Annotated in this window: 16 protein-coding genes; 3 read left to right on the top strand and 13 right to left on the bottom strand. The window is 54.0% G+C overall.

Annotated features, from left to right (window positions below):
• Positions 1–204: 204 nt before the first annotated feature.
• The 5 genes from ACI0CA_RS03580 to ACI0CA_RS03560 all read right to left on the bottom strand — a co-directional run bounded on the left by ACI0CA_RS03580 (position 205) and on the right by ACI0CA_RS03560 (position 9,643).
• A complete protein-coding gene (locus tag ACI0CA_RS03580) occupies positions 205–3,042 on the bottom strand; it encodes a glycoside hydrolase family 3 C-terminal domain-containing protein (RefSeq protein WP_412385524.1) in 2,838 nt (945 codons plus the stop codon).
• An 83-nt stretch (positions 3,043–3,125) separates the two neighbouring features.
• Positions 3,126–5,801, bottom strand: a complete 2,676-nt coding sequence (locus ACI0CA_RS03575) for a glycoside hydrolase family 2 protein (protein ID WP_412571192.1) — start codon at positions 5,799–5,801, stop codon at positions 3,126–3,128.
• A 242-nt stretch (positions 5,802–6,043) separates the two neighbouring features.
• On the bottom strand, positions 6,044–7,708 hold the full coding sequence (locus tag ACI0CA_RS03570) for a hypothetical protein (RefSeq protein ID WP_412571195.1): 1,665 nt from the start codon (positions 7,706–7,708) through the stop codon (positions 6,044–6,046).
• Between the two features lie 80 nt (positions 7,709–7,788).
• The gene (locus ACI0CA_RS03565) at positions 7,789–8,679 is read right to left on the bottom strand and encodes a carbohydrate ABC transporter permease (protein WP_395506671.1); all 891 of its coding nucleotides are present in this window, start codon (positions 8,677–8,679) and stop codon (positions 7,789–7,791) included.
• Between the two features lie 13 nt (positions 8,680–8,692).
• Entirely contained in the window at positions 8,693–9,643 is a 951-nt protein-coding gene (locus ACI0CA_RS03560; protein ID WP_412605388.1) for an ABC transporter permease, read from the bottom strand.
• A 918-nt stretch (positions 9,644–10,561) separates the two neighbouring features.
• On the opposite strand from ACI0CA_RS03560, the gene ACI0CA_RS03555 reads away from it, so the two are divergent.
• Complete coding sequence (locus ACI0CA_RS03555; protein ID WP_176821101.1) at positions 10,562–11,416, top strand: sugar phosphate isomerase/epimerase family protein; 855 nt, start codon at positions 10,562–10,564, stop codon at positions 11,414–11,416.
• Between the two features lie 51 nt (positions 11,417–11,467).
• Here ACI0CA_RS03555 and eno read toward each other — a convergent pair whose 3' ends face one another.
• The gene (gene eno, locus ACI0CA_RS03550; RefSeq protein WP_308449813.1) at positions 11,468–12,736 is read right to left on the bottom strand and encodes a phosphopyruvate hydratase; all 1,269 of its coding nucleotides are present in this window, start codon (positions 12,734–12,736) and stop codon (positions 11,468–11,470) included.
• Between the two features lie 196 nt (positions 12,737–12,932).
• Here eno and ACI0CA_RS03545 point away from each other — a divergent pair, with 196 nt between their 5' ends.
• Both ACI0CA_RS03545 and ACI0CA_RS03540 read left to right on the top strand, forming a co-directional pair.
• Positions 12,933–13,931 (top strand): NADH:flavin oxidoreductase, encoded by a 999-nt coding sequence (locus ACI0CA_RS03545; RefSeq protein WP_446806550.1) that lies wholly within the window; start codon positions 12,933–12,935, stop codon positions 13,929–13,931.
• Positions 13,932–13,933: 2 nt separating this feature from the next.
• The gene (locus ACI0CA_RS03540) at positions 13,934–14,980 is read left to right on the top strand and encodes a hypothetical protein (protein ID WP_446806551.1); all 1,047 of its coding nucleotides are present in this window, start codon (positions 13,934–13,936) and stop codon (positions 14,978–14,980) included.
• A gap of 222 nt (positions 14,981–15,202) precedes the next feature.
• Here the strand turns inward: ACI0CA_RS03540 and ACI0CA_RS03535 are convergent, their stop codons facing one another.
• From ACI0CA_RS03535 to ACI0CA_RS03505, 7 genes are all read right to left on the bottom strand, one after another.
• A complete protein-coding gene (locus tag ACI0CA_RS03535) occupies positions 15,203–16,474 on the bottom strand; it encodes a murein hydrolase activator EnvC family protein (protein ID WP_316688264.1) in 1,272 nt (423 codons plus the stop codon).
• Between the two features lie 185 nt (positions 16,475–16,659).
• Complete coding sequence (gene folK / locus ACI0CA_RS03530; protein WP_395506677.1) at positions 16,660–17,160, bottom strand: 2-amino-4-hydroxy-6-hydroxymethyldihydropteridine diphosphokinase; 501 nt, start codon at positions 17,158–17,160, stop codon at positions 16,660–16,662.
• The gene (folB, locus tag ACI0CA_RS03525) at positions 17,157–17,519 is read right to left on the bottom strand and encodes a dihydroneopterin aldolase (protein WP_308449808.1); all 363 of its coding nucleotides are present in this window, start codon (positions 17,517–17,519) and stop codon (positions 17,157–17,159) included. The genes folK and folB overlap by 4 nt, the downstream gene beginning before the upstream one ends.
• A 1-nt stretch (position 17,520) precedes the next feature.
• A complete protein-coding gene (gene folP, locus ACI0CA_RS03520; protein ID WP_412263247.1) occupies positions 17,521–18,354 on the bottom strand; it encodes a dihydropteroate synthase in 834 nt (277 codons plus the stop codon).
• 10 nt (positions 18,355–18,364) lie between these two features.
• Entirely contained in the window at positions 18,365–18,925 is a 561-nt protein-coding gene (gene folE / locus ACI0CA_RS03515) for a GTP cyclohydrolase I FolE (RefSeq protein ID WP_176819551.1), read from the bottom strand.
• Between the two features lie 104 nt (positions 18,926–19,029).
• On the bottom strand, positions 19,030–19,959 hold the full coding sequence (locus ACI0CA_RS03510; protein WP_373367788.1) for a hypothetical protein: 930 nt from the start codon (positions 19,957–19,959) through the stop codon (positions 19,030–19,032).
• Positions 19,937–21,946 (bottom strand): LTA synthase family protein, encoded by a 2,010-nt coding sequence (locus tag ACI0CA_RS03505; RefSeq protein WP_446807052.1) that lies wholly within the window; start codon positions 21,944–21,946, stop codon positions 19,937–19,939. The genes ACI0CA_RS03510 and ACI0CA_RS03505 overlap by 23 nt, the downstream gene beginning before the upstream one ends.
• Positions 21,947–21,997 lie beyond the last annotated feature (51 nt).

The following is a 21,997-nucleotide window of genomic DNA, read 5'->3' as shown; positions in this document are numbered from 1 at the left end:
AATGTCAAATACCTATAATGGATTGAACCACATGCTTTTCGGGCATAGTATACCTTTTTCGTATGGTTTCAAATGCAACTGAAAAAACCGGGTCTCCCAAACGGCAAGCAAAGCGACCGTTAGAAAGACACACATGCAAAAAGGGACAGCACAGCGCTATCCCTTTTCGAGTATTCAACTTTTGAATTTAAATCGGTTCAAAACTCACACCGTGTAAAAGCGGAACCATTTTAAGGACGTCTGTTTCGTGAAGACAATGCGCAGCTCGGTGAGGCCGGCTTCGGCGGTGACATCGCACGTAAACGATGTGAACTTTGTGAGGCTTCCGGTACCTGTGCCGCCCGCTTTGCCGAGAACTTTTCCGGTCTTGTTATCCGCAAGGAGGATCTCCACGTCGCCGGAGGGCGCGCTCATGGCGCACTCGAACGCATTGCAGCCGGTGAGATCCATGTTCTTATACACGAGGAAGCTGCGGAAATCCTTCGCTTCCACATACGTTTCGCCGTCGCGCTTATCCGTGAGGAACGTGACGCCGCTGTAATCATCGGCATCGATGGCTTCCTGCTTGAAGAAGCCCGGTCGACCCGGGAACGCTTCGCCTGCAATCTCCACGTCGGCGGTAAGGCGAATATCGTCGCTCGCCGCGCCGACTTCCATTTTGTACACGCCGCTTTCGACCGTGTAGATCTTTCTGCCGTTGCACCAAATGGCAAGGTCGTCGATCTTGAAATTCAGCGTAACGGTGACGGTCTCGCCCGCCTTGATGTGCACGCGCTTGAAGGCTTTGAGTGCATGGATGGGACGCACACGCAGGGAGCCCGGCAGGCTCATGTAAAGCTGCACCACTTCGTCGCCGTCAAGAGCGCCGGTGTTCTGCACGTTTACAGTCGCGATGACTTCGCCGTTTTCCTGCTTAACGGTCAGATTGCTGTATGCAAAAGTCGTATAGCTGAGGCCGTAGCCGAACGCGTAGAGCGGCTTGCCCCTAAAATAGAGGTACGTCACATGGTTTTTCGCGATGTCGTAATCGTCAAGCGCGGGGAGATCACGAACAGAACGATACCACGTGGTCGGGGTGCGGCCGGCGGGATTGTTTTCGCCGAAGACGGTCGCGGCAGCAACATGGCCGAGGCACGGGCCGAGGTGCGTGGAGCACAGCACGGCTTTGGCGGTGTCCTTCTCCTTGTTGATGGCGAACGGATAGCCCGTGACGAGGTACAGTAAGGTACTCTCGTTTGCGGCTGCTGCGGCGTTCAGGAGCGCGGTCTGGGCTTTCGGCAGGCGGATATCCGGACGGTCATACTCCTCACGCGCGTTGATGAGCGGCTGGTTACCTGCGCAGACGATGACGTGGTCGGCGCGTTGCGCGAGCTCTGCCACACGCTCTACGCCGGAGGAGACGACTTCCAGTGTAAACTGCTTGCAGGGGCAATCGCCGGAGACGACCTTTGCAAGGAGCTTATTTTCGTCGTTTACGGCCACAGCGCGGTGCTGCCAGGTATCGAGGTACAAAACGCCGTCTTCTTCCTTGGCATACAGCAGTTCTTTCACGAACCAGCCGAATACCACGTCTGCCGTACAGTTCATGCCGGGGTCGATGGTGACGGCGTTTTTGTCCTGCGGGGTCTCGTCGAAGAAATTTTTGTCCTCGGTGAGGTACTTGCCGGTGCGCACGCTGCGCAGCGTCCATGCGCCGAAGTCCCAATCCGCGCGCTCAAAGAGGTCGGCGGTGTTCTCGTCGGCATCGGCATATACCGCGCCGTTTTCGGCGATGCGCAGGTACTTGCCGGTTTTTTCGGAGCGGATACGCACGCGGTCAAAGCCTTCATCGAACAGTACGCGGTCTTCGCCGAGCTTTTCTCTGAAGCCCTTGACGACCGGCGTTTGGTTCGGTGCATAGCCGCAGTACCAGCAGGTGTAGTTTTCATTTGCGAGCGGGCCCACGACCGCGACGGTGCACTTGCCGTCATCCTTTAACGGCAGCATGCCGCGACTTTCAAGCAGGATGACGGACTCCTTTGCCGCTTTTACGGCGAGCGCCTTGTGCGCGGGGCTTGCGAGCTTTGCGGGGTCAATGTGCGCATAGGGGTGGTCTTCATCGAAATCGCCGAGCTTAAAGCGCATCAATAACGTGGAATACACGGCTTTATCGAGGTTTTCCTCGGTGAGGTAGCCTTTTTCGAGCGCTTCGCGCACGGCAGGGTCAACCATGGAGCGGCTGTCGAGCATCATATCCGCGCCGACACCGAGGATGTCGCCCATAGACTGCGCGTGGTTTTCATACGTACGGTGCGCGGCGACGTTCTGGCCGAAATCGCCGCCGTCACTGACAGCGAACGTCATGCCCCACTCTTTTTTACAGATTTCCGAAACGTCCGGGTTGTTGACGCCCTCTACGCCGTTGATGCAGTTGTACGCCGTCATAAGGCCCGGCGCGCGGCCTTCGCGCACGGCGGGCTCAAACGCTTTTAAGTAATACTCGTGCTTTAAGCGCGGGGTGATGTTCGCGTTCGTCGTCTGGCGCTCGTTTTCGTAGTTGTTGGCGTAGAAATGCTTGAGCAAAGGCGCGGTCTTCAAATATTTCTCGTCCTTGCCCGTAAGGCCGCGGCAGTAGGCGGCGCTCATTTTACCCGTAAGGCACGGGTCTTCGCCATAGGCTTCTTCGTTTCTGCCCCAGCGCGGGTCGCGCTCCATATCGATGGTGGGTCCGAAAAGCTCCAGAGAGGACGGCCTTTCTTCCATATCGTGCGTGATGCGCGTTTCGTCGCCTGCCATGTCGCCAAGCTGCTCCATGAGGGCATCGTCGAACATGGCCGCCATGCCCCACGGCTGCGGCAGAATGGTGGTCTCGCGCTTTTGGTCGCGGTTTACAACGCCGCGCGCGATCTCGGTGCCGATATGCGTCTTTTGAATGCCGAGGCGCGGAATAGCATCGAGCTGCGACGTGATCATGCCGACCTTTTCTTCGCGCGTTAAGCGGGAGAGCAGGTCTTTTGCGCGCTCTTCAAACGGCAGGGTGTTATCTTGAAAACGGTATTTCATGCGAAACTCCTTTCAAAACTCGTTATTTTATAGAAAGCATGCCGCACAAAGCGGGGCTCTATGCGGCAGCATTTCAGTACGTATCAGAACCAGGAATCCGTATAGCTGGCTTTTTTCGTTTCTTCGCTCGGGGCGGGTGCGGCAACGTGCAGCACAGGCGTTTCCGTGCAGTTTTCCACACGGAGCGTCTTCGGCTCGTTCGGGTAGAGCGTAACGTAGTTATCATCATAATGCACGCGGTCGTCGCTCGTCATGAGGTACGCAAACGGCGTGTACACGCTCGCGCGGATCGTCACGAGCAGATCGTTGCCGTCCTGCTCCACCTTTTCAATCTTTGCGTCGCTTTCCGGGAAGACGTAATCGCGATAATACGCACGCAGGCTGTCGGCGGTGTCGAAGCCCTCGGCGCTTGCAAAGAAGAAGCCGCGCTTCAAATCATTGCAGACGGAAATGTGGAACTGCTGCATGGAGTGCGGAGCAACCTTGAGCGTCTTTGTGCAGAGACTGTCGGTCTCGCCGGTAAAGGTCATGTAGCCGCAGTGAATATCCGCCGTGAACGCTTCGGGCGTTTCGTTGATGACAGTCACTTCTGCGCCGCCCTCACACGCGCGGATGATGAGCTTTTTCGTTGCAAACGCGCGCTTTAAGAAATAGAACGAGATCTTTCTCGTCAGGTAATAATCGATGATCGTCCAGCCTGTCTCCGGCCAGCAATCGTTGTACATCCAGATGAGATCGCCTGCGCCGTACGGCTTGCGGCGCATAGCTTCGGCAAGCTCGGCGTACAGAAGGCCCTGCATGATGCCGCTGTACAGCAGATAGCCGTGTTCATCGAGGGCTTTGAACTCCGTCAAATGGCGGTCAATCGCGCCGTCGATGTTGCTGCGCTTGCGGTCAAACTCGCCGTGGTGCTTCCAGATGGGGTTATCGAAGCGCATTTCGGTGCCGTCGAGGTAACGGCGAACGGTGCTTTCCATCTGTGCGCCGAAGAAGCCGTATTCACTGGAGAAGCGCGCCGGGATGCGGTCGAACGCCTCAAGCTCATAGACAAACTTGAACTTCGTTTTCGGGTGACGGCCGAAGAACGACCATGCATGTACGTCGCCCTGTTCGCTCTCGTTGGCGCGGTCGCCGAAGTACGGCGAGGACGGCATATACGGAACGAGCGGGCTGTTGCGGTGCACGGCACGCGGCTGAATATAGTTGAATATCTTCTCGCCATAGAAGCGCTCCGGCTTGATGGGCGCCGGGAACCAATCGGTGTAGGATTCCGCAATCTCGTTGTTGCCTGTCCAGATGGCCATGCAGGGATAATGTGCAAGGCGCTTTGTCTGGTACTCGGCTTCGCGCTCCGCCTCAAAGAGGAAATCGTTTTTGTGGTCGGGGTAGAACGCGCAGGCGTACATAAAGTCATGCATCAGCAAAATGCCGTACTCCGAGCAATATTCATAGAAGCAGTCCGGCTCATACGTGCCGCCGCCCCACATGCGGAACATGGTGAAGTGCGCCGCCGCGCCCTCGCGCACGAGGGTCTCGTAGCTTTCCTTCGGGGTGCGCAGATAAAGGGAATCCGTCGGCACCCAGTTGCCGCCCTTGCAGAAGATGCGCACGCCGTTCACCTTAAAGAAGAAGTTGCGGCTGCCGTCTTCAAGCTTAGAGGTATCGAGCTCCAAGGTACGGATGCCGATCTTCTTCGGCTGCATCTCGTGCAGGATGCCTTTTGTGACGCAGCAGGCTTTAAAGGTATAGAGGTTCTGCGCACCGTAGCCGTTCGGCCACCAGAGTTTCGCGTTTTTGATTGTGACGCGTTCCTCGGCGAAGTTCACGCCGCCGACGAGCATGAGCGTTTTTTTGCCGGTATAAACGGTTTTACCCTCAAATTCGAGCGTATAGGTGAGCTCGCACTCGGCGCTTGAGACCATGTCGGATTTTTCGATTTCGAAGTGGAACTCCACTTCGGCGTCATCGCCGTCGAGTTTTAACGTATCGACGCGGGACGCGATGACCTGCGCACCGCTGAACGCTTCAATCTCGATGGAGCGGCCGATGCCGCAGGTGGGCACGGGCTGGCACCAGTCCCAGCCGTAGGTAAACTGCGGCTTGCGGGTGTAGACACGCTGGTCACAGATGGCGTTTTCACTTGCGCAGTAGAACGAAACGGCGTCGCGCGGGTAGTGCAGCTCCATGCCGGAGGTGAGGCGAATAACGAGCTGGTTTTTGCCGACGTGCAAAAAGCGCTTGATGTCTTCGCTGAACGCGCAGAACGCGTTTTCGTGGTGCGCGGCGGGCATGCCGTTTACGATGATATCCGCGTTGAAGTCGAGCATTTCAATGTTGAGGCGCACGATGTCTTCGTTCAGCATCTCCTCTGTGACGTCAAAATCGCGGACAAGCCACCAGGAAAGATCCTTGATCCACTGGTTTTTCTTTGTGTTTTCCTTCAAAAAAGGTTCTTCTACGATGCCGTTTTCGATGAGGGCGGTGGTGACGTCGCCCGGCACGGTCATGGGGATAAAGCCGTATTTAGAAGGGAACGCATGATTCGCTTTATCCGTCATCACGTGAAAATGCGGGTTCGGGTCTTTTAAGAACTCTGCCTGTTCTTCTTCGGAAAGGTCTTCAAGCTTTAAGAACGCCGGCAGCGTTGCGCGCACGGGGGCTGCGTCCATTTTACGCAGCACTTCGTTGTAGCGCTCTGCCGTAACGTCCATAAATTCGCCGCGCAGCTTCCACGCGCCGGCAAGAGACAGTTTGCTCATGTTTTACAACTCCTTCGGGGTATGCTATTACAGGCTATGTATGTAGCCTTCTCTTGCATTGTAGCCGATGCAAAGCGAGAATGCAATAGCTTTTTGCAAATTTCATATAGAGAAAAAAACGCACATTTTCTTGCAAACATGCACAGTTTTTTCGCGTCTTATTTTTGCATAAGAAACAAAATGGGAGAAGCCCGAGAGCTTCCCCCATCTGTATACATTTTAATCGAGATCCGATCAGTCGATTACGCTTCGCCGTGAGCAGCGAGGTACTCTTCCATCTGAGCGCTGAGCTCTGCATAGTCCTCGTTTGCTTCAGCAAGAACGTCCTCGAGGCCGAGGCTGTTCAGCGTTGCAACATAGTTGTCCCAATCGTCGATGGATTCCTGACCGGCAATGACACCCCAGAGGTACTGATCCTTCTCAGCCTCGATGTCAGCGCTGCACTCGGTCCAGGACTCGAAGGAAGCCGGATCCTTCCACTCAACGAGGTGAGCAGCAGCATAGCGGCTGTTTTCGCCGGACTTTTTGAACAGAGCGGTCGTCTCCGGAGTATTGGAGATGTTGCACTCGTCCTTACGGTTCATGAGGTTATCGAACAGCTTGAGGCCGATATTCTTAGAGGTGTTCTCCTCGGAGTCCGGGCCAACGATAGCGACATACTGGCCGTTCTCGTCGTACTTGTAATCGGTGCCTTCGATACCGAAGCGGCGTGCGATGTAGTTATCGGAATCGCACATGTCGTCCCAAGTTGCATACAGTCTTTCCGGATCGGAAGCTGTGTTGGTGATTGCGAAATATGCCCAAGCAGCGCTTGTAGCCGGGTCTTCCTGCGGGTTGCCGTTGGAGCCCTTGACCATGTCGATCGGTACCCACTTAGCATCCGGGTTGGAAGCATAGAAGGACATCATCGGAGCAGAGTCCGGGTTGTTCCATGCGCACCAGCTGTACGTTACGCCGAAGCCGCCGTTTGCCATCTGCTCGTCACGGTCGGTATCCTGCGTGATGTTCGGGGTGATGTAGCCCTTTGCATACAGATCAGCAACGTCGCTAACCCAGTTCTTTGTGCCCTCGTTAGCCGGGCCGTAGGTGACAACGCCGTCGTCATCTACGCAGAAACGGCTGTAATGGGTCTGGTCATAGGACTGAATCCACGGCCAGAAGGAACGGAAGTCGTAACCGTCGCCGCCGAGGCCGTAGGTGTCGTTCTGACCGTTGCCATCCGGATCGTCCTCCGTGAAAGCGCGGAGCACTTCGTTGAGCTCTTCGATCGTGGTCGGAGCCTTAAGATTCAGGTTATCGAGCCAATCCTGGCGGATCCAGAGGTTCTCGCAGGACGGTTCAGCAACGTCGCCCGGGATTCTGTAAATGGAGCCGTCGGCCTCAGATGCATAGAAGAGGGTCTTCGGGTCCATCTTGTTGTAGTAGTCGCGGATAACGGTGTACTTATCCATGTAAGCGGAGACATCGTCCAACAGACCTGCCTTCACCCACTTGTTGTACTCGGTATCCATGGTCCACCACCACATGATGTTCGGCATGTCGTTGGATGCCATCAGCAGGGAGATCTGGGACTGGCCGTCAGCCCAACCCGGGAGAACAACGAGATTGAACTTAACGTTGTACTTTTCCTCAAGCTCCTTCTGAACGCGGCTGTCAGCTGCGGTGAAGCCGGTCATAACTGCAACGGAAACGTCCATCGTTTCGCTCTGGTTCAGAACGTCGATCTTGTCGCCGGTCGCAGCTGCGCTGCTGTCGGTAGAAGCAGTGCTGCTGTCGGTAGAAGCAGTGCTGCTCTCGGTGGAAGCCGTAGAGCTTGCGGAAGAATTGCCGTTGCTGCCGCACGCTGCAAATACGCTTACGCTCAGTGCAAGTGCCAGAACAACGGATGCGATTTTCTTCATGTTCATGACTAAAATCCTTTCTTTGGAAATAATGATAATATAGTTTTCCGAAGCCATGCTTCGGGACAACCCAAAAGAGTGCGGGCTTAGCCCTTAACGCCGCCGATCATAACGCCCTTAACGAAGTACTTCTGCACAAACGGGTACACGATGAGGATCGGCACCGTAGAAACCACGATGGTACCGGCCTTGATCGTCTGTGCGTTGGTATTCGTCTGCGCCATGACGTTGACGCCTGCCTGCTGCATTGCCTGCTGTGTATTCGTCAGCATGTTGCGCAGAACCGCCTGCAGAGCCCACTTATCAACGGAGCGGATATAAAGGACCGTGGAGAAGTAGTCGTTCCAGTAGCCAACCGCTGTGAACAGCGCGATGGTGGCGATGGTCGCCTTGGAAAGCGGCAGGATGATGGAGAAGAAGATGCGCAGGTCGGTTGCACCGTCGATGCGGGCGGATTCTTCAAGGCTTTCCGGAATGGAAAGGAAGAAGCTCTTCATGATGATGCAGTTGTATGCGCTTACGAGACCCGGCAGGATCAGCGCGAGGATGTTATCCATAAAGCCGATTGTCTGAATGAGCAGGAAGCTCGGAATCATACCGGCGGAGAAAATCATGGTGAAGAGGACAAGCGTCATCAACACTTTGCCGCCGCGCAGTCTGGACTTAGAAAGCGGATAAGCGGTCATAGCGGTGAGCAGCGTGCCCAGTGCCGTACCGGCAATCGTGACGATGATCGTGGTGCGGAAGCCCGTGTAGATGTTCGGGTTTTTAAATACGGATTTATAAGTATCCAGGTTAAAGCCCTTCGGCCAGAGGAAGATGCCGCCCTTCATGGATGCTTCAAGGGAGCTGAAGGAAAGCATGATCTCATGCCAGAACGGATACAGCATGACGAGGCAGAGCAGCGTAAAGAACGCGTAGTTGAATACGGTAAAGATCTTTTCGCCTGTAGAGGTTTTGATTTTGTTCTTTTCCATGTTCATAACCTCCTTACCAAATACCCTCGTTGCCGGTCTTCTTGGCAACAAAGTTGACGATGAGAATCATGACGAGAGCGATGATGGATTTGAACATGCCCGCTGCGGTAGAGAAGGAGTAGTCTGCCTTCTGGATACCGATACGGTACACATACGTATCGATGATATCGGCTACGTCATAAACCAGTGCGGAATACAGCATGAAGATCTGGTCGAAGCCTGCGTTTACGATGTTGTTGCAGTTGAGGATCAGCATGATAACAATCGTCGGGGTAATCGCCGGCAGCGTAATGTTGATCATCTGCTTCCACTTGCGTGCACCGTCAATCTCGGCTGCTTCGTAAAGCTGCGGGTCAACACCGGACAGCGCCGCGAAGTAAATAATCGTGCCCCAGCCCATCGTCTTATAGATGTCGGTGATAATCAGCATTGGGACGAAGAGCGCCTTGTCGGTAAGCACCTGCAGGTCCTTGCCCGTGATGCTCTTGAGGAGCGCGGTGACGAGGCCCGTGGACGGATCGAGGAAATTCATGATGAGACCGGCCATAACAACCCAAGAAATGAAGTGTGGCAGATAAAGGAGTGTCTGTGCCACTTTCTTGAACTTCATGTTGCGCATCTCGTTCATCATCAAAGCGAGGATGATCGGAATCGGGAAGCCACATACCATCTTCAAAATGGAGATGTAGAGGGTGTTGTAGAAAGTCTGCATGAACGCCGGCTTATTGAAAAGCTTGATGAACTGGTCAAAGCCTACCCATGTGCTGTTCCACATGTTGTAGGGGTTGAAGTCCATAAAAGCAATCACATTGCCGAAGATCGGGATATAGCGGAAGATGAGCATGAAAAGCATGCCGGGAAGAATCAGAAGATACAGCCACTTGTCGCGGACAACATCTTTTTTAAAGCGCTCCCAGCCGCTCAGCTCATACGCCGGCTTTGCCGGTTTAGCTGCTGCTGCCATACGGTATAACCTCCTAAAAATATTGTGATGACCGCGCTTTCAATAAGAAAACACAAGGCTGTTTTTGCCCGAGGCAACATCCGAATAACAGGTTTCCCCCGTGACGCTGAAACATACCGAAACTTGTCCCCTTTTCTGTGGAACCGCTGCCATAGAAAAAGAGACACGAACAAAACAAGTTAAACGATTTGCTTTGTATTTGGTGCATCTTACAAAAACGCGGTATATCATTTTGTTTGCATTTGTGATTTTATCACCCTCTTTTGTGAATGTCAACAACAAAAATAGCCTGTACTCGGTTTTTTACCCAAATTTGTCATTGGTTTTCGGTTTGTGCATCTTGCCTAATTTTTTTGATCTCGATTTCCACTCCATACAAGTTTGTGTAAGCGGTTCCATATTCTTCATGCGTTTTCAAAAGACAACAAATTACTAAATTCGCAAAATTTATGAAACCGCTTTCACAACTCTTGCAGTTATCCAACTGTATTTCACTGGTTTTTTCAAAAATTTCGGAAATTTTGCAGGAATATTTTGTGTTCAGTCATTTCGATCAATTTAGGGCAATTTCATTTTCCTGTGCAAGTTGAAATAATATAAACGTACCTTTATTTTTATTGTTAAATCATGTTTATCTTTTAATCAAATAATTTTCGAGTTGTACACTGTAACGGCGTACCAAATTACAATTTTGTAATTTTTTAAAATTGTCTTCAAAAAGGCGAAAAACTTCATTCACATTTGCTTCTTCCCCCTCTGACCCGAAAATACGCAAGATACCGTCTTGTAACTTTCCTAATTCACATTTTGCACGCCATCTCCCGTTTCGGACGCTTGACGACAGAGTAAAAACGCAGTACAATTATAGTGAAATAACCTGCACAGCAGGCAAACGGACAAGAAAGGATTGAACCTATTATGGCACTTAAAGTCGGCATTCAGCTTTACTCCGTGCGCGACGAAATGAAAAAAGACCCGATCAACGCGATCCGCCAGGTCGCAGAGATTGGTTATAAGAACCTTGAGTTTGCAAGCTCCAACGCAGATACAGACCCGGGCGTAGGCTTCGGCGTCAGCGTTGAGGACATGCAGAAGCTTTTAAAAGAGACCGGCGCAAACCTCATTAGCGGCCACATCCGCCCCATCAATGAGGAGACCATCGACCCGATGATTGCGTACCACACGCAGGTGGGCACGAAGTACCTTGGCCAGTCCGCAGACTTCTACACCGGCTACGACCAGCTGATGGAGCGCTGCGAGTATTACAACTGGGCGGGCAAAAAGCTCTCCGAGCACGGCATCAAGTTCCTCATCCACAACCACTACCACGAGTTCCAGAAGCTGAACGGCAAGGAAATTCTGTTCCACATCATGGACAATACCGACCCGAACTACGTCAGCTTTGAGCTTGATACGTTCTGGGCAATGCGCGGCGGCATGGATCCGCTCGCTGTTATGGACCGCCTCGGCGACCGCCTGAAGCTCATTCACCAGAAGGATTTCTCCAAGACCTCCGATTCCCCGATCAACCTGTGGACCGTCAACGACCCGAACGTGCTCGTCACGTGGGACAGCTTCGGCAAGGGTTCCGACCACAAGGATTTCTGCGAAATCGGCACCGGCATCATGGACATCCAGTCCATCATCAACAAGGGCAACGAGCTTGGCGCAGAGTACATTGTGCTTGAGCAGGATCACACCCAGCTGACCCAGATGGAAAGCGTCCGCATCAGCATGGACAGCTTCCACAAGTTCTCCGGTCTGGATTGGTAAACCTTTTCTGAACTTAAAAGGGTATCTCGGCGAAAACCGAGATACCCTTTTTTATTTGCCTGTGCCGTACATTTCGTCCATTTCATTTTCCTTTGCAATGCGCAGCAGGCGGTTGTATTTTGCGGTGCGGTCGCTGCGGCACGGCGCGCCGGATTTGATGAACCCTGCGTTTACGGCAACGGCAATATCCGCGATGCTCGTGTCCTCCGTTTCGCCCGAGCGGTGCGACATGACGATCTTCATGCCGTTCTCCTTTGCAAGCTCCACGGCGGCGAGCGTTTCCGTCAGTGTGCCGATCTGGTTCGGCTTTACAAGCAGTGCGTTTGCGGCCTTGCGCCCGATGCCCTCGCGAATTCGTGTCGAATTCGTAACGAACAGGTCATCACCGACAAGCATGATTTTTTTGCCGAGCTTTTCGGTAACGGTTGTCCACGCGGGCCAATCCTCTTCGCCGAGCGGGTCTTCAATCGAGCAGATGGGGTACTTTTCGCACAGCTTTTCCCAATACGCGATGAGCTGCGCGGAGGTGTATTTTGTGCCGCGCTTCGGTAAAAGATAGCCGTCGTTCGCCGTCCATTCGCTCGCAGCCGCGTCAAGCGTAATCTTCACCTCGTCCGTCGTGTAGCCCGCGCTCGAAACGGCCTCCAAAATGACCTCTATCGCTTCTTCGTCGCTTGCGAGGTTCGGCGCGAAGCCGCCCTCATCGCCCACGGAGACCGCAAGACCGCGCTGTTTCAAAATGCCGCCGAGCGTGTGGTAGATCTCGCTGCCCGTGCGCACGGCCTCCGAAAACGATTTTGCGCCCACGGGCACAATCATGAACTCCTGAATATCCACGTTATTCGCCGCGTGCGCGCCGCCGTTTAAAATGTTCATCATCGGCACGGGAAGCTTCTGTGCGTTCGTGCCGCCGAGGTAGCGGAAAAACGGTTGTTTATAGTGCGCGGCAAGCGCCTTTGCAGCAGCGAGCGACACCGCCAATGTGGCGTTTGCGCCGAGCTTTTCTTTGTTTTTGGTGTTGTCGAGCTCGATGAGCATTCTGTCGATGTTCTGCACCGTCACGCGCTGCATATTTTCGAGCACCGGGGCAACGGTTTCCTCAATGCCCTCCACGGCTTTTTTCACGCCGCGCCCGAGATAGCGCTTGCGGTCATTATCGCGCTTTTCGTGCGCTTCAAACTTGCCCGTTGAAGCGCCGGAGGGCGCGTTCGCCGTGCCGACGGAGCCGTCGCTCAAGATGACCGTTGCGCCGACGGTCGGCGTGCCGCGGGAATCGAGAATTTCCGTCGCCAGAACCTTTTGTATTTTCATCGTTTTCATCCTTTCTGTTTTGCAATACGCTTTCAGTATGTCCAAAAGCCGTTTTTTCATGCTTTATATCTGGAAAGTTGAAAACCGCTGTGATATACTGTGTTCATCCTCAGTACACTGCATCGAAAAAGTAATTTCAGCATTATAGCATTATATTAAATAAAACAGCATCGCTTTAAAAATCAAGCGGAAAGGAATTTTCACCATGAACAAACTGCTGCACACCCCGCTCACCGTCCATAACGTGGAACTTGCAAACCGCCTTGTCATGCCGCCGATGGCGACCGGAAAAACACCGGACGGTACCGTGCAGGACGACCTGCTCGCATACTACGATGCACGCTCCAAGGGCGGCTACATCGGACTCATCGTCACCGAACACGCCTACGTCAGCTCCGAGGGCAAGGCGCACGAGGGCCAGCTCTCCGTTTCACGCGACACCGATATTCCGGGCCTTACAAAGCTTGTGGAGACCATCCATAAAAACAACACCCGCGTCATCGCGCAGATCAACCACGCGGGCAGCGCGGCAATGGAGGAAATCACCGGCTATCCGGCAATCAGTGCGAGCGTCACGGCACAGCCGGAGTATGCACGCAAAAGCGAAAAGCCCGTGCGCGAAATGACCGCGGACGACATGCACGCCGTTGCAAAAAAGTTTGCCGAAGCCGCGCTGCGCGTAAAAGAAGCCGGGTTTGACGGCGTAGAAATTCATGCGGCACACGGGTATCTTCTTGACCAGTTCTACTCCCCGCTCGGCAACAAGCGCACGGATGCTTACGGCGGCGACCTCGACGGGCGCATTCACCTGCTTTTGGACGTCATCCGCGCGGTGCGCGAAGCCGTGGGCGCGGATTACCTCGTTGCCCTGCGTCTCGGCGCGAGCGACTACACCGAGGGCGGCGCGACCATTGACGACGCGGTGTATGCCTGCAAAAAGTTTGAGAAAGCCGGTGTTGACCTGCTCGATATTTCCGGCGGCTTCAACGGCTTTACGGTGAAAAACAGAAAGGGCCCCGGTTTCTTTTCGGACGCCTCCTCCGCGATTCGCGAAGCCGTGCATGTGCCGGTCATTCTGACGGGCGGCGTGACAAAGGCGAACGAAGCCGAAGCACTGCTTGAGGAAGGCGCCGCCGACCTCATCGGCGTAGGCCGTGCGATTTTCAAGGACGCCGACTGGGCGAAAAAGGAAATGGAGGAATAACCATGAAAGACATGTGGAAAGTCTACTTTAACGGCAGCTTCGGCGGCAAAAGCCCGGACGGCAGCCACCCCGGGCAGGCGCTCGAGCTAAATCAAAAGTTCCGCTTTGCGGGACGCGATTGGTACGTGCCCGCGGCGTACCTTACCGCAAAAGGACTTGTGCTCGACATTCTCATGCGCGCCGATAAAGAAGCACTGAAAGACTTCTATCAAAAATGGGCGCACCTTGAAGATGAAGACATGCCGAACGATGTATTCGAACAGGCGGAACGCGAAAATCCGCTGGCTTTTGAGTTTTCGCCGCAAATTGAGCTGAACGGACAGGCGCTCCCGTTTTCGCAGGGTCACGGGCTTTCGTACCACCCGCTGTTTCAAAACGCTGCGGCTTGTGAGCCTGCACTCGACGAAGACGAAATCGATTTTGACACGCCCACCGAGCGCGCGATCATCGACCACTACGGGCTAAACCCCGAAGACGGCTGGGCGATTCACCGCTATTCGTTCCCGTGGAAGACGAAGCGCCGCCCGAAAAGCATTTCGTCGCTCGCGTTGACGCTGACCCCGCAGCCCGTGCGCGTGCCCGGCGCGGAGTTTGAAGTTCAAAAGCCCGGCGACATATTTACGTTTTCCCATAACGGCATACCGTACACGCTGACGGCTCAGAATTTGGAGCCGCAGACGCTGCCGAAAAACGCTTTTTCCGACGCGCGTTTCGATTTTCCAAATCGATTTACCGCAATGACCTATACGGTCTCGCCTGCCCCGCCGAAAAACCTCATCTCCGTTGAGGACTGCGCGCAGAACGATCCGCCTGTTGAGCGCGAAGCGCCCAAGGACTACCCGTTCATGCCCGAAGCGCAAAACGCTGCCGTTATCGGCATCATCGGTGGCGCAGACGGACCCACGGCGCTGTTTGTCACGGCAAAAAGCGAAGACAAAACCGTGCTGACCGCCTGCTCGGCGCTGCATTTTGCGCCTCCGAAGAAGATCACGTGGCGCATCGTCTTCCATGAAACGCCGTTTGCACCCGAGACATTTCCTCTTCTATAAAAACTTGAGCGGTAAAATTGTGAGCCTATGACTTCGTTCATGTGGAAAATCCCCTTCCGTTTCGGCTTTCCGCCTTTCTTCGGATTTATTATAACCGACCGTTTTTACCCGCACAAACAGGCACTTCTTTGTAACTCTCTAAAACCCTGCGCCACATAAAAAAACACTCCAAAAAGCGGTTAAAACCAACTTTTTGGAGTGTTTATCATTTTATAAGCTATCTTACACGAAATTCAGCGGGTCAACGCGCGTGCCGTTCTGGTAGACCTCAAAGTGGAGGTGGTTGCCCGTGGACTGACCTGTGGAGCCGACATAGCCGACGATCTGGCCCTTTTCCACATATTCGCCTGCGGAAACCGCAAGCGAGCTGCAATGCGCGTAGCGCGTGGAATATGTACCGTTGTGCCAGATGAGCACGTTATTGCCCCAGGACCAGTGGTACTCCGCAGAGATGACCTGGCCGGATTCCGCCGCGTAAATGGGGGTACCGTACGGAACGCCGATGTCCACACCGCCGTGCGGCGAGCCACTGAACATGCCGCCGAAATACTGTGTGATGCTGCCGTAGCCGTAGCCCGCAAGCGGCCAACTGAATGAAAGGTCGCCGGTGTTCAAAACATCGCTCGTGTTACCCGAGCCGGAAGACGTGTTGCCGCTGCCGGAGTTGTTGTTCGCGGCATTCTGGTTCGCTTCTGCCTGACGGCGTGCTTCCTCTTCCTTTTCGGCCTGCGCGTTTCGGTCTGCAATAAGCTGGTCAAGCTGCGAAACGTAATCTTCCTTCGCCGCCTCGGCCGCCGCCAAATCGCTTTCCGTCTCGCTGCTCTGGACATTCAGCTCGTCGATGAGCTTCTGGTTTTCTTCCTCGAGCGCCTGCAATTCTTCCTGCTTCTTTTCAAGGTCTTTCTTCTGGTCGGCAAGCTCTTCTTTTTCTTTGTTGAGCTCATCGCGCTGATCCTGCGTCTGAATGCGGTAAAGGCGGATTTTCTCCATCAGCTCGCGGTCGTGCTTCGTGATGGTCTTCATTGCCTCGGAGCGCATGGAAAAATCGTAAAGGCTCGTGGAATCAAATAAGATCTGCAGCGTCGTCAGGTTGCCGCCGGAAGCATACAGCGAGCGCAAACGGACTTTCAATTCCGCAAATGTATCGGCATATTCCTCGTCCGCCTTTTTAATCTCGGCTTCGAGGTTCGTGATGTTCGTATTGAGCTGCGTAATGTTCTGCACCGCAAGGTCGATGCTCGTCTGGTACGTCGTGATCTGCTCTTCGAGCGTTGCCTGATATGCTTCGGCTTCACTCGTCTGGTCGCGCAGCGAATCAAGTTTTTCGTTAAGGCGCTCGGCCTCGGCTTCATTTTCCGCCTGCTGTGATTTAATGGATTCAATCTGCTCATCGTATTCTGCCGTCGTGGTCGCAAAGACCGAGTTGGAGGAAATGAGCATCGTCACCGCCAGCACACCGGCCACAAAACGCAAGCTTTTTTTCTTCATCTTCATATCGATTAACTCCGTGTTTTCACAAAAATCAAGAGTCCTAAAAAAACTCTACCCTTATAATATATTACAATTCGGTAACTTTTTCAAGGCTTTTTGAAATCTTTCTGTAATCAGACACGGAAAGTTTACATTTCAAAAGAAAAAAGGGAAGCACTTAGCTTCCTCAATTTTCTGCATTAGAAATATCAATCCAAGATTTCTTTCGCCGCGCCGACGCGCTGCACGTCGTCCCCGTCTTTAAAGCCCGGTGCGTCCGCAAAATCGAAGCCGAACGCATTCTTTTCCGGAAACAGTTCCAAAAGCGGGAACAGCACGAACGCGCGCTCCAAAATGCCGGGGTGCGGCACATTGAGCTCCTTTTCGCGCTGTGTGAAGCCCTCGTACAGCAAAACATCTAAGTCCATGCACCGTGCACCGTGGTAAATTTCCCGCACGCGCCCCATCGCTGCCTCTATGCCGAGGCACGCGCCGAGCACCGCGCTTGGCGAAAGCTCCGTTTTCAGCAAAACGCAGATATTCCAATAGTCCTGTTGCTCGTCCGGCACGTCAAACGGCGCGGTCTGCCACACGGAAGAAACATTTTCGACCTCCGTTTTCGGCAAATGCGAAAGCGCCGCGAGCGCTGCGCGCAGATTTTCCCGGCGGTCGCCTAAATTTGTGCCGAGCCCCAAGACGACGCGCTTCATGCACGGCTCCTTGTCATTTCGACCGAGACGTAATCGAACACCGCGTTGATGGGCGCTTCCGGCTTTTTCAGCTCCACCGTCACGCTCTGCACCTTCGGGTAGTTCTCCAAAATCGCATCGCATACCACCTGCGCCGCGCGCTCAATGAGGTCATATTTCTGCGCCGTGAACACCGCGTTCACCGTTTTGCGCACGGCGGCGTAGTTCACAGTCTCGTTGAGGTCATCTGTCTGCGCCGCGCGGGAAATGTCCGCCTGCATTGCAATGTCTAAAATAAACTTCTGGCCGTTTTCCTTTTCCTCCGGGTTCACGCCGTGGTAGGCAAATATCTCAAGGCCCTTAATACGTATTGTTTCCATTTTATACTCCCTTTCTGAATTGCTTTATCGCGTCCGCTACGCGCGCCGCCTGCACCGCTTCAAACGTATCATGCACGCGCACCATGTCTGCGCCGAACAGCACCGATGCCGTATGTGCCGCCACCGTGCCCGCCATGCGGTCTTCAAACGGCGGGTTGCCGCAAACAGCACCGATAGCGCGTTTTCTCGACGCCGCCATCAAAAGTGCCGTACCCGGCACGCGGATTTTCTCCGGGTTTGCGATAAGCGCGAAATTTTCCTCATTTGTCTTGCCAAAGCCGATGCCCGGGTCGAAGCAAAGGCGATTTTTATTGACGCCACGCTGTTCCGCTTCCGTCGTTTTCTTCTCGAAAAATGCCCGAACGCGTTCCAAAATGTCGCCGCCCGCGCCGTTCAGGTCATCCGGATCGCCGGGGTGCATCACGATGCAGCCGCAGTCGGTGTTTTCCACCGCGCGCCACATTTCCGGTGCAAAACCCGTCACGTCGTTGATGATATGTGCGCCGGCTTTGAGGGCTTTTTCTGCCACCTCGGGGTAAAACGTGTCGATGGAAACAGCAAGATTCGTCTTCTCCGCAACTGCCTTCACCACGTTTTCAATGCGCGCCCATTCTTCTTCGGGTGAGATGCGCACGCTGCCCGGGCGGGTGGACTGCCCGCCGATGTCCACAATGTCCACGCCCTGCGCTTCCATCTCTACCGCGTGGCGCACCGCTTTTTCGGGGTCAAAATACTTGCCGCCGTCGGAAAACGAATCCGGCGTCACGTTCAAAATGCCCATCACATAGGTTCTGTTCAGCGGAAAGTGTTTTCCCGCCGCGTAAAATTCCGTCATATCGGTCTCCTTACTTTGCGAGCAGCAGCATGACCTCGTTGCGGGTCTTCGCTTCCGTACGCATGCAGCCGCGCAAGGCAGAGGTCTGCGTCAAAGCGCCCGCCGCACGCGCGCCGCGCATCGTCATGCACAGGTGCTCCGCTTCAATGAACACCGCCACGCCGCGCGGATTCAGGTTTTCTTCGATAAAGTCCGCAATCTGCGCCGTCAGACGCTCCTGCACCTGCGGACGCCGCGCAAAGCAATCGACAATACGGGCAAATTTGGAAAGCCCGATGATCTTGCCGTCGCGCGGGATATACGCAATATGGCACTTGCCGATGAACGGCAGCAAATGGTGCTCACATACGGAGTAAAGCGGAATGTCCCGCACAAAAACGAGCTCGTCGTGCTCGCCCTCTTCGTGGAAAATTTTGAGATGCTGCTTCGGGTCGGATTTTAACCCCGAGAAAATCTCCGCATACATGCGTGCCACACGGTTCGGCGTTTCCTGCAGGCCCTCGCGCTCCGGGTCTTCTCCAACAGCCAGCAGAATTTCCCGCACCGCTTTTTCGATTCGTTCCAGATCCATAAATGAACACCCTTTCCCTCATGTTTCTCGTTTCCGTCATTATAGCACAGAAGCTGAGAAAAAGAAACGGCCCGCAGCGAAATTTGCCGCAAACCGTGCTTTCTTCAAAACAGATCGAGCATGTTGTCTAAATATATTTCTTCCCGCACGCGCAGCCGGTATTCCGGCTTTGTCATGTAGTAAAGCAGAAATTCCAAAATGAGCGCACTGCCGAGTCCCCTACCCTCAATTTTAAAGTTCGTGAAGCCCATCGGCAGATATACGTTCTGTATATCTGCAACACCGATAAAACCCGGGTTCTCCATCGCCTTTGAAAAGCGGTAGCCCTCCTTTGCATTCGGCACGGTGCAGACGTGCTCCGGGCCGTCTATACCGAGGTTTTTGCGGCTCACCGCTTCATAACACGCTTTGCGGTCTTTGCAGCCGAAAGAGCAGCACTCGTTGCAGAGAAACTCCGCCTTGTCCTTCAGCGCCTGCGGCAGCGCGTTCAGCTTTTCAACTTGTTTATTCAGCCGAAAATCCGGCACGACAAACCGAAAATCTTCGCGTTCGAGCTCCCGTTTAAAGTCTTCAAAGTCCGTCAGCACCTTCGTCGTAGACGAAACAAAATACAACCCCGGGTACGTCTTTTTTAAATAGTCTAACAGTAAATCGGAATGCACGATCACGCCGTTTTGCGGGCTTTCGCTCTCCGCAAACAGCTTACACAGCGTGTTACACTTCGGGTCAGATAAATGCTTTTCCTCCAACAAAGAATTGCTGAACGTCAGCCGCGCGGAGATGTTATATTCCTGCATGAGCGAGAGTACCGCGCGCGGGTCGTGCTCGCCGTCGCCGAGGCGTCCGCCGCCCCAAAGGCAGTCCGCCGGCGCGCCGTAAACAGACGCGATCTCGCACCACTCGTAAAAATATTCTCTGTGCGCTCCGTACAGCGGCAAAAACACACTGTACAGCTCGAAAAATTCAAATAAGCCGGGCAAATGATAGTACGCTGTCACGTTTCCCTCCGATTTAATCCCCGTACGGGTCGGCAATGGCTTCCGAAAGCTCCGTGCCGTCCTCCGCCACCTGCCGCACCGTCACACGGTCGCCTTTTTCTATGTCGTCCGCCGCACAGGTCACGGCGTATTCGGACAGGAACGTCGTCTCCTTCGCGTTGCCGTCCACGTAAATCACGCTGTACGGCGTGAAATTTTTGCCGCGCACCATCAGCATATCGTTCTGCACATACGCCGTGTTCACGGTGATGTCCCGCGTGCCGAAGCGCATGTCGGTCTCCTCAAACGGCTGCTCGCCGTGGTACACCACACGGTCGCCGTACAGCATGTCGTATTGCAGCGTGCGCAGCTCCGTTTCGTATGCACCGCGCCACGGGTTTAACTGGTGGAATTTCGTCAGTGTGCCTACGTTGATGTCTAAAAGCTCCAAAACACGGGACGAAAGCTGATACGCCTTCACGTTTCTATCCGCGCCCCCCACGCCGCAGTTACTCCAAATGACGTACTCCGTTTCAAACAGGCCGCCCGCAGAAAGGTCCAGCATATCCTTGCTGATCTCCAGCGACGGCATGTGGTCGCCGTACAGCACCAAAACGGTCGGCTCCTCCCACGTCGTCAGCACATCGGTCAGCGTGCGCAGAAATTCATCCACTTCGTGAATCTGCGTCGCGTAATATTCCAATTGTCCGCGCAAAGCGGGGTCTTCTATGCCGGAAAGCACTTTGATATCCGCCGTCTCGCTCTCCTCCGGATACGCGCCGTGCGGCTGCACCGAAATGGTGTAAATAAGGTCGCGTTCCTCCGTTTCGGAAAGCGCCCGCACAATCTCTTTTGTCAGAATCTTATCCTTCGCCCAGCCGATTTCGTTTGTCTCCACGTGGTTCATGTATTCAAGCGTCGTGAATGAATCGAACCCGAGCTTCGGGAACACGATGTTGCGGTCATAGAACGTCGCCGTATTATTGTGAATGACGTGCGACGCGAGCCCAAGTTTTTTTAAGTCATACGCGATGGACTCGCACGGCGTTTCCTGCAAAATCGTCTTGTACGGATATTCGCCCGTGCCGAAGTCATGCACATTCATCTGCGTGATAACCTCAAATTCCGTGTTCGCCGTGCCCGCGCCAACAGACGGCGCGGTGAAATACCCGCTAGGGCATGTCTCCTTCAGCTCTTCAAAATACGGCACCGGGTTTTCGGAGAACGTCACGTCTTTTAAGCGGTTCACGTCGAAAAACGACTCCAGCTGCAAAAAGATGATGTTCGGCACGTCCTCGGGCGCTTTGTCCTTTGTGCGCAGCACCTCCGCTGCAATGGCGCGCACGCGGCGGGCGGAGTAATCCTCCGGCCGGTCGATACCCGTGTCAACGAGACTGCGCGTAAACGTGTACGCAAAGCCGTAATCCTCTGTCAAACGGATAACATCCGTATATGTATTCTCGCCGAAGCCTAAGGACGTCGGCAGATACGGAATGACAATGCACGCGCAAAGGAGTATCACGCTCACCGCCGTGTTAAAGAGCCGGTGCACCGGGCTTTTCGGGCACTTTTTAAAAAGCATCACAAGCCCCGCAAGCAGCAAAATCACCGCAATAACAAGCAAAATAAACGCCGGTACGCTCATGTAAATGCCGATAAACGACCAATCGAGCTGCAAAATCGCAAAATCAATGGCAGAAAGCGGCGAAACGCGGTAACTGAGCACATATAAATTCGCAATGCCGAGTCCGAGCCACACCGTGCCGATCAAAATGCCGAAAAACCACCGCCGCTTGGAAAACAGGCACAGCGAAAGGGAAAACGTCAAAATCAGCACGTTTTCCAAAAATGCCAGCGGGTGCGATTCGAGCAGCACAAAAACAGCGGAAAGGCTCTGCCTGTCCATCAGCTCTATGGCGATATTCAAAAATAATCCGCCGAGAAAGCACCCCAAAATACCCCGAATGCGCGTTCCCTTTTCAAACAATCCGTACAGCGTATGAAAAAACCGCCTGATGTCCTCCACCCCCGGTCTCCTGCTCACAGTTTTCAAAACTGCGTATTCAGCATGATTATAAGACCGAAAATGAATTTT

This window comes from Hominenteromicrobium mulieris, assembly GCF_046197855.1.
Taxonomy (GTDB): domain Bacteria; phylum Bacillota; class Clostridia; order Oscillospirales; family Acutalibacteraceae; genus Hominenteromicrobium; species Hominenteromicrobium mulieris.
Note: the sequence above shows the minus strand (reverse complement) of the source record. Positions and strands in the feature narration are given on the sequence as shown.

Coding starts and splice junctions, on each gene's coding strand:
- ACI0CA_RS03580 (WP_412385524.1), bottom strand. CDS start 3,042: ATGAAATACCGTTTTCAAGATAACACCCTGCCGTTTGAAGAGCGCGCA.
- ACI0CA_RS03575 (WP_412571192.1), bottom strand. CDS start 5,801: ATGAGCAAACTGTCTCTTGCCGGCGCGTGGAAGCTGCGCGGCGAATTT.
- ACI0CA_RS03570 (WP_412571195.1), bottom strand. CDS start 7,708: ATGAACATGAAGAAAATCGCATCCGTTGTTCTGGCACTTGCACTGAGC.
- ACI0CA_RS03565 (WP_395506671.1), bottom strand. CDS start 8,679: ATGGAAAAGAACAAAATCAAAACCTCTACAGGCGAAAAGATCTTTACC.
- ACI0CA_RS03560 (WP_412605388.1), bottom strand. CDS start 9,643: ATGGCAGCAGCAGCTAAACCGGCAAAGCCGGCGTATGAGCTGAGCGGC.
- ACI0CA_RS03555 (WP_176821101.1), top strand. CDS start 10,562: ATGGCACTTAAAGTCGGCATTCAGCTTTACTCCGTGCGCGACGAAATG.
- eno (WP_308449813.1), bottom strand. CDS start 12,736: ATGAAAACGATGAAAATACAAAAGGTTCTGGCGACGGAAATTCTCGAT.
- ACI0CA_RS03545 (WP_446806550.1), top strand. CDS start 12,933: ATGAACAAACTGCTGCACACCCCGCTCACCGTCCATAACGTGGAACTT.
- ACI0CA_RS03540 (WP_446806551.1), top strand. CDS start 13,934: ATGAAAGACATGTGGAAAGTCTACTTTAACGGCAGCTTCGGCGGCAAA.
- ACI0CA_RS03535 (WP_316688264.1), bottom strand. CDS start 16,474: ATGAAGATGAAGAAAAAAAGCTTGCGTTTTGTGGCCGGTGTGCTGGCG.
- folK (WP_395506677.1), bottom strand. CDS start 17,160: ATGAAGCGCGTCGTCTTGGGGCTCGGCACAAATTTAGGCGACCGCCGG.
- folB (WP_308449808.1), bottom strand. CDS start 17,519: ATGGAAACAATACGTATTAAGGGCCTTGAGATATTTGCCTACCACGGC.
- folP (WP_412263247.1), bottom strand. CDS start 18,354: ATGACGGAATTTTACGCGGCGGGAAAACACTTTCCGCTGAACAGAACC.
- folE (WP_176819551.1), bottom strand. CDS start 18,925: ATGGATCTGGAACGAATCGAAAAAGCGGTGCGGGAAATTCTGCTGGCT.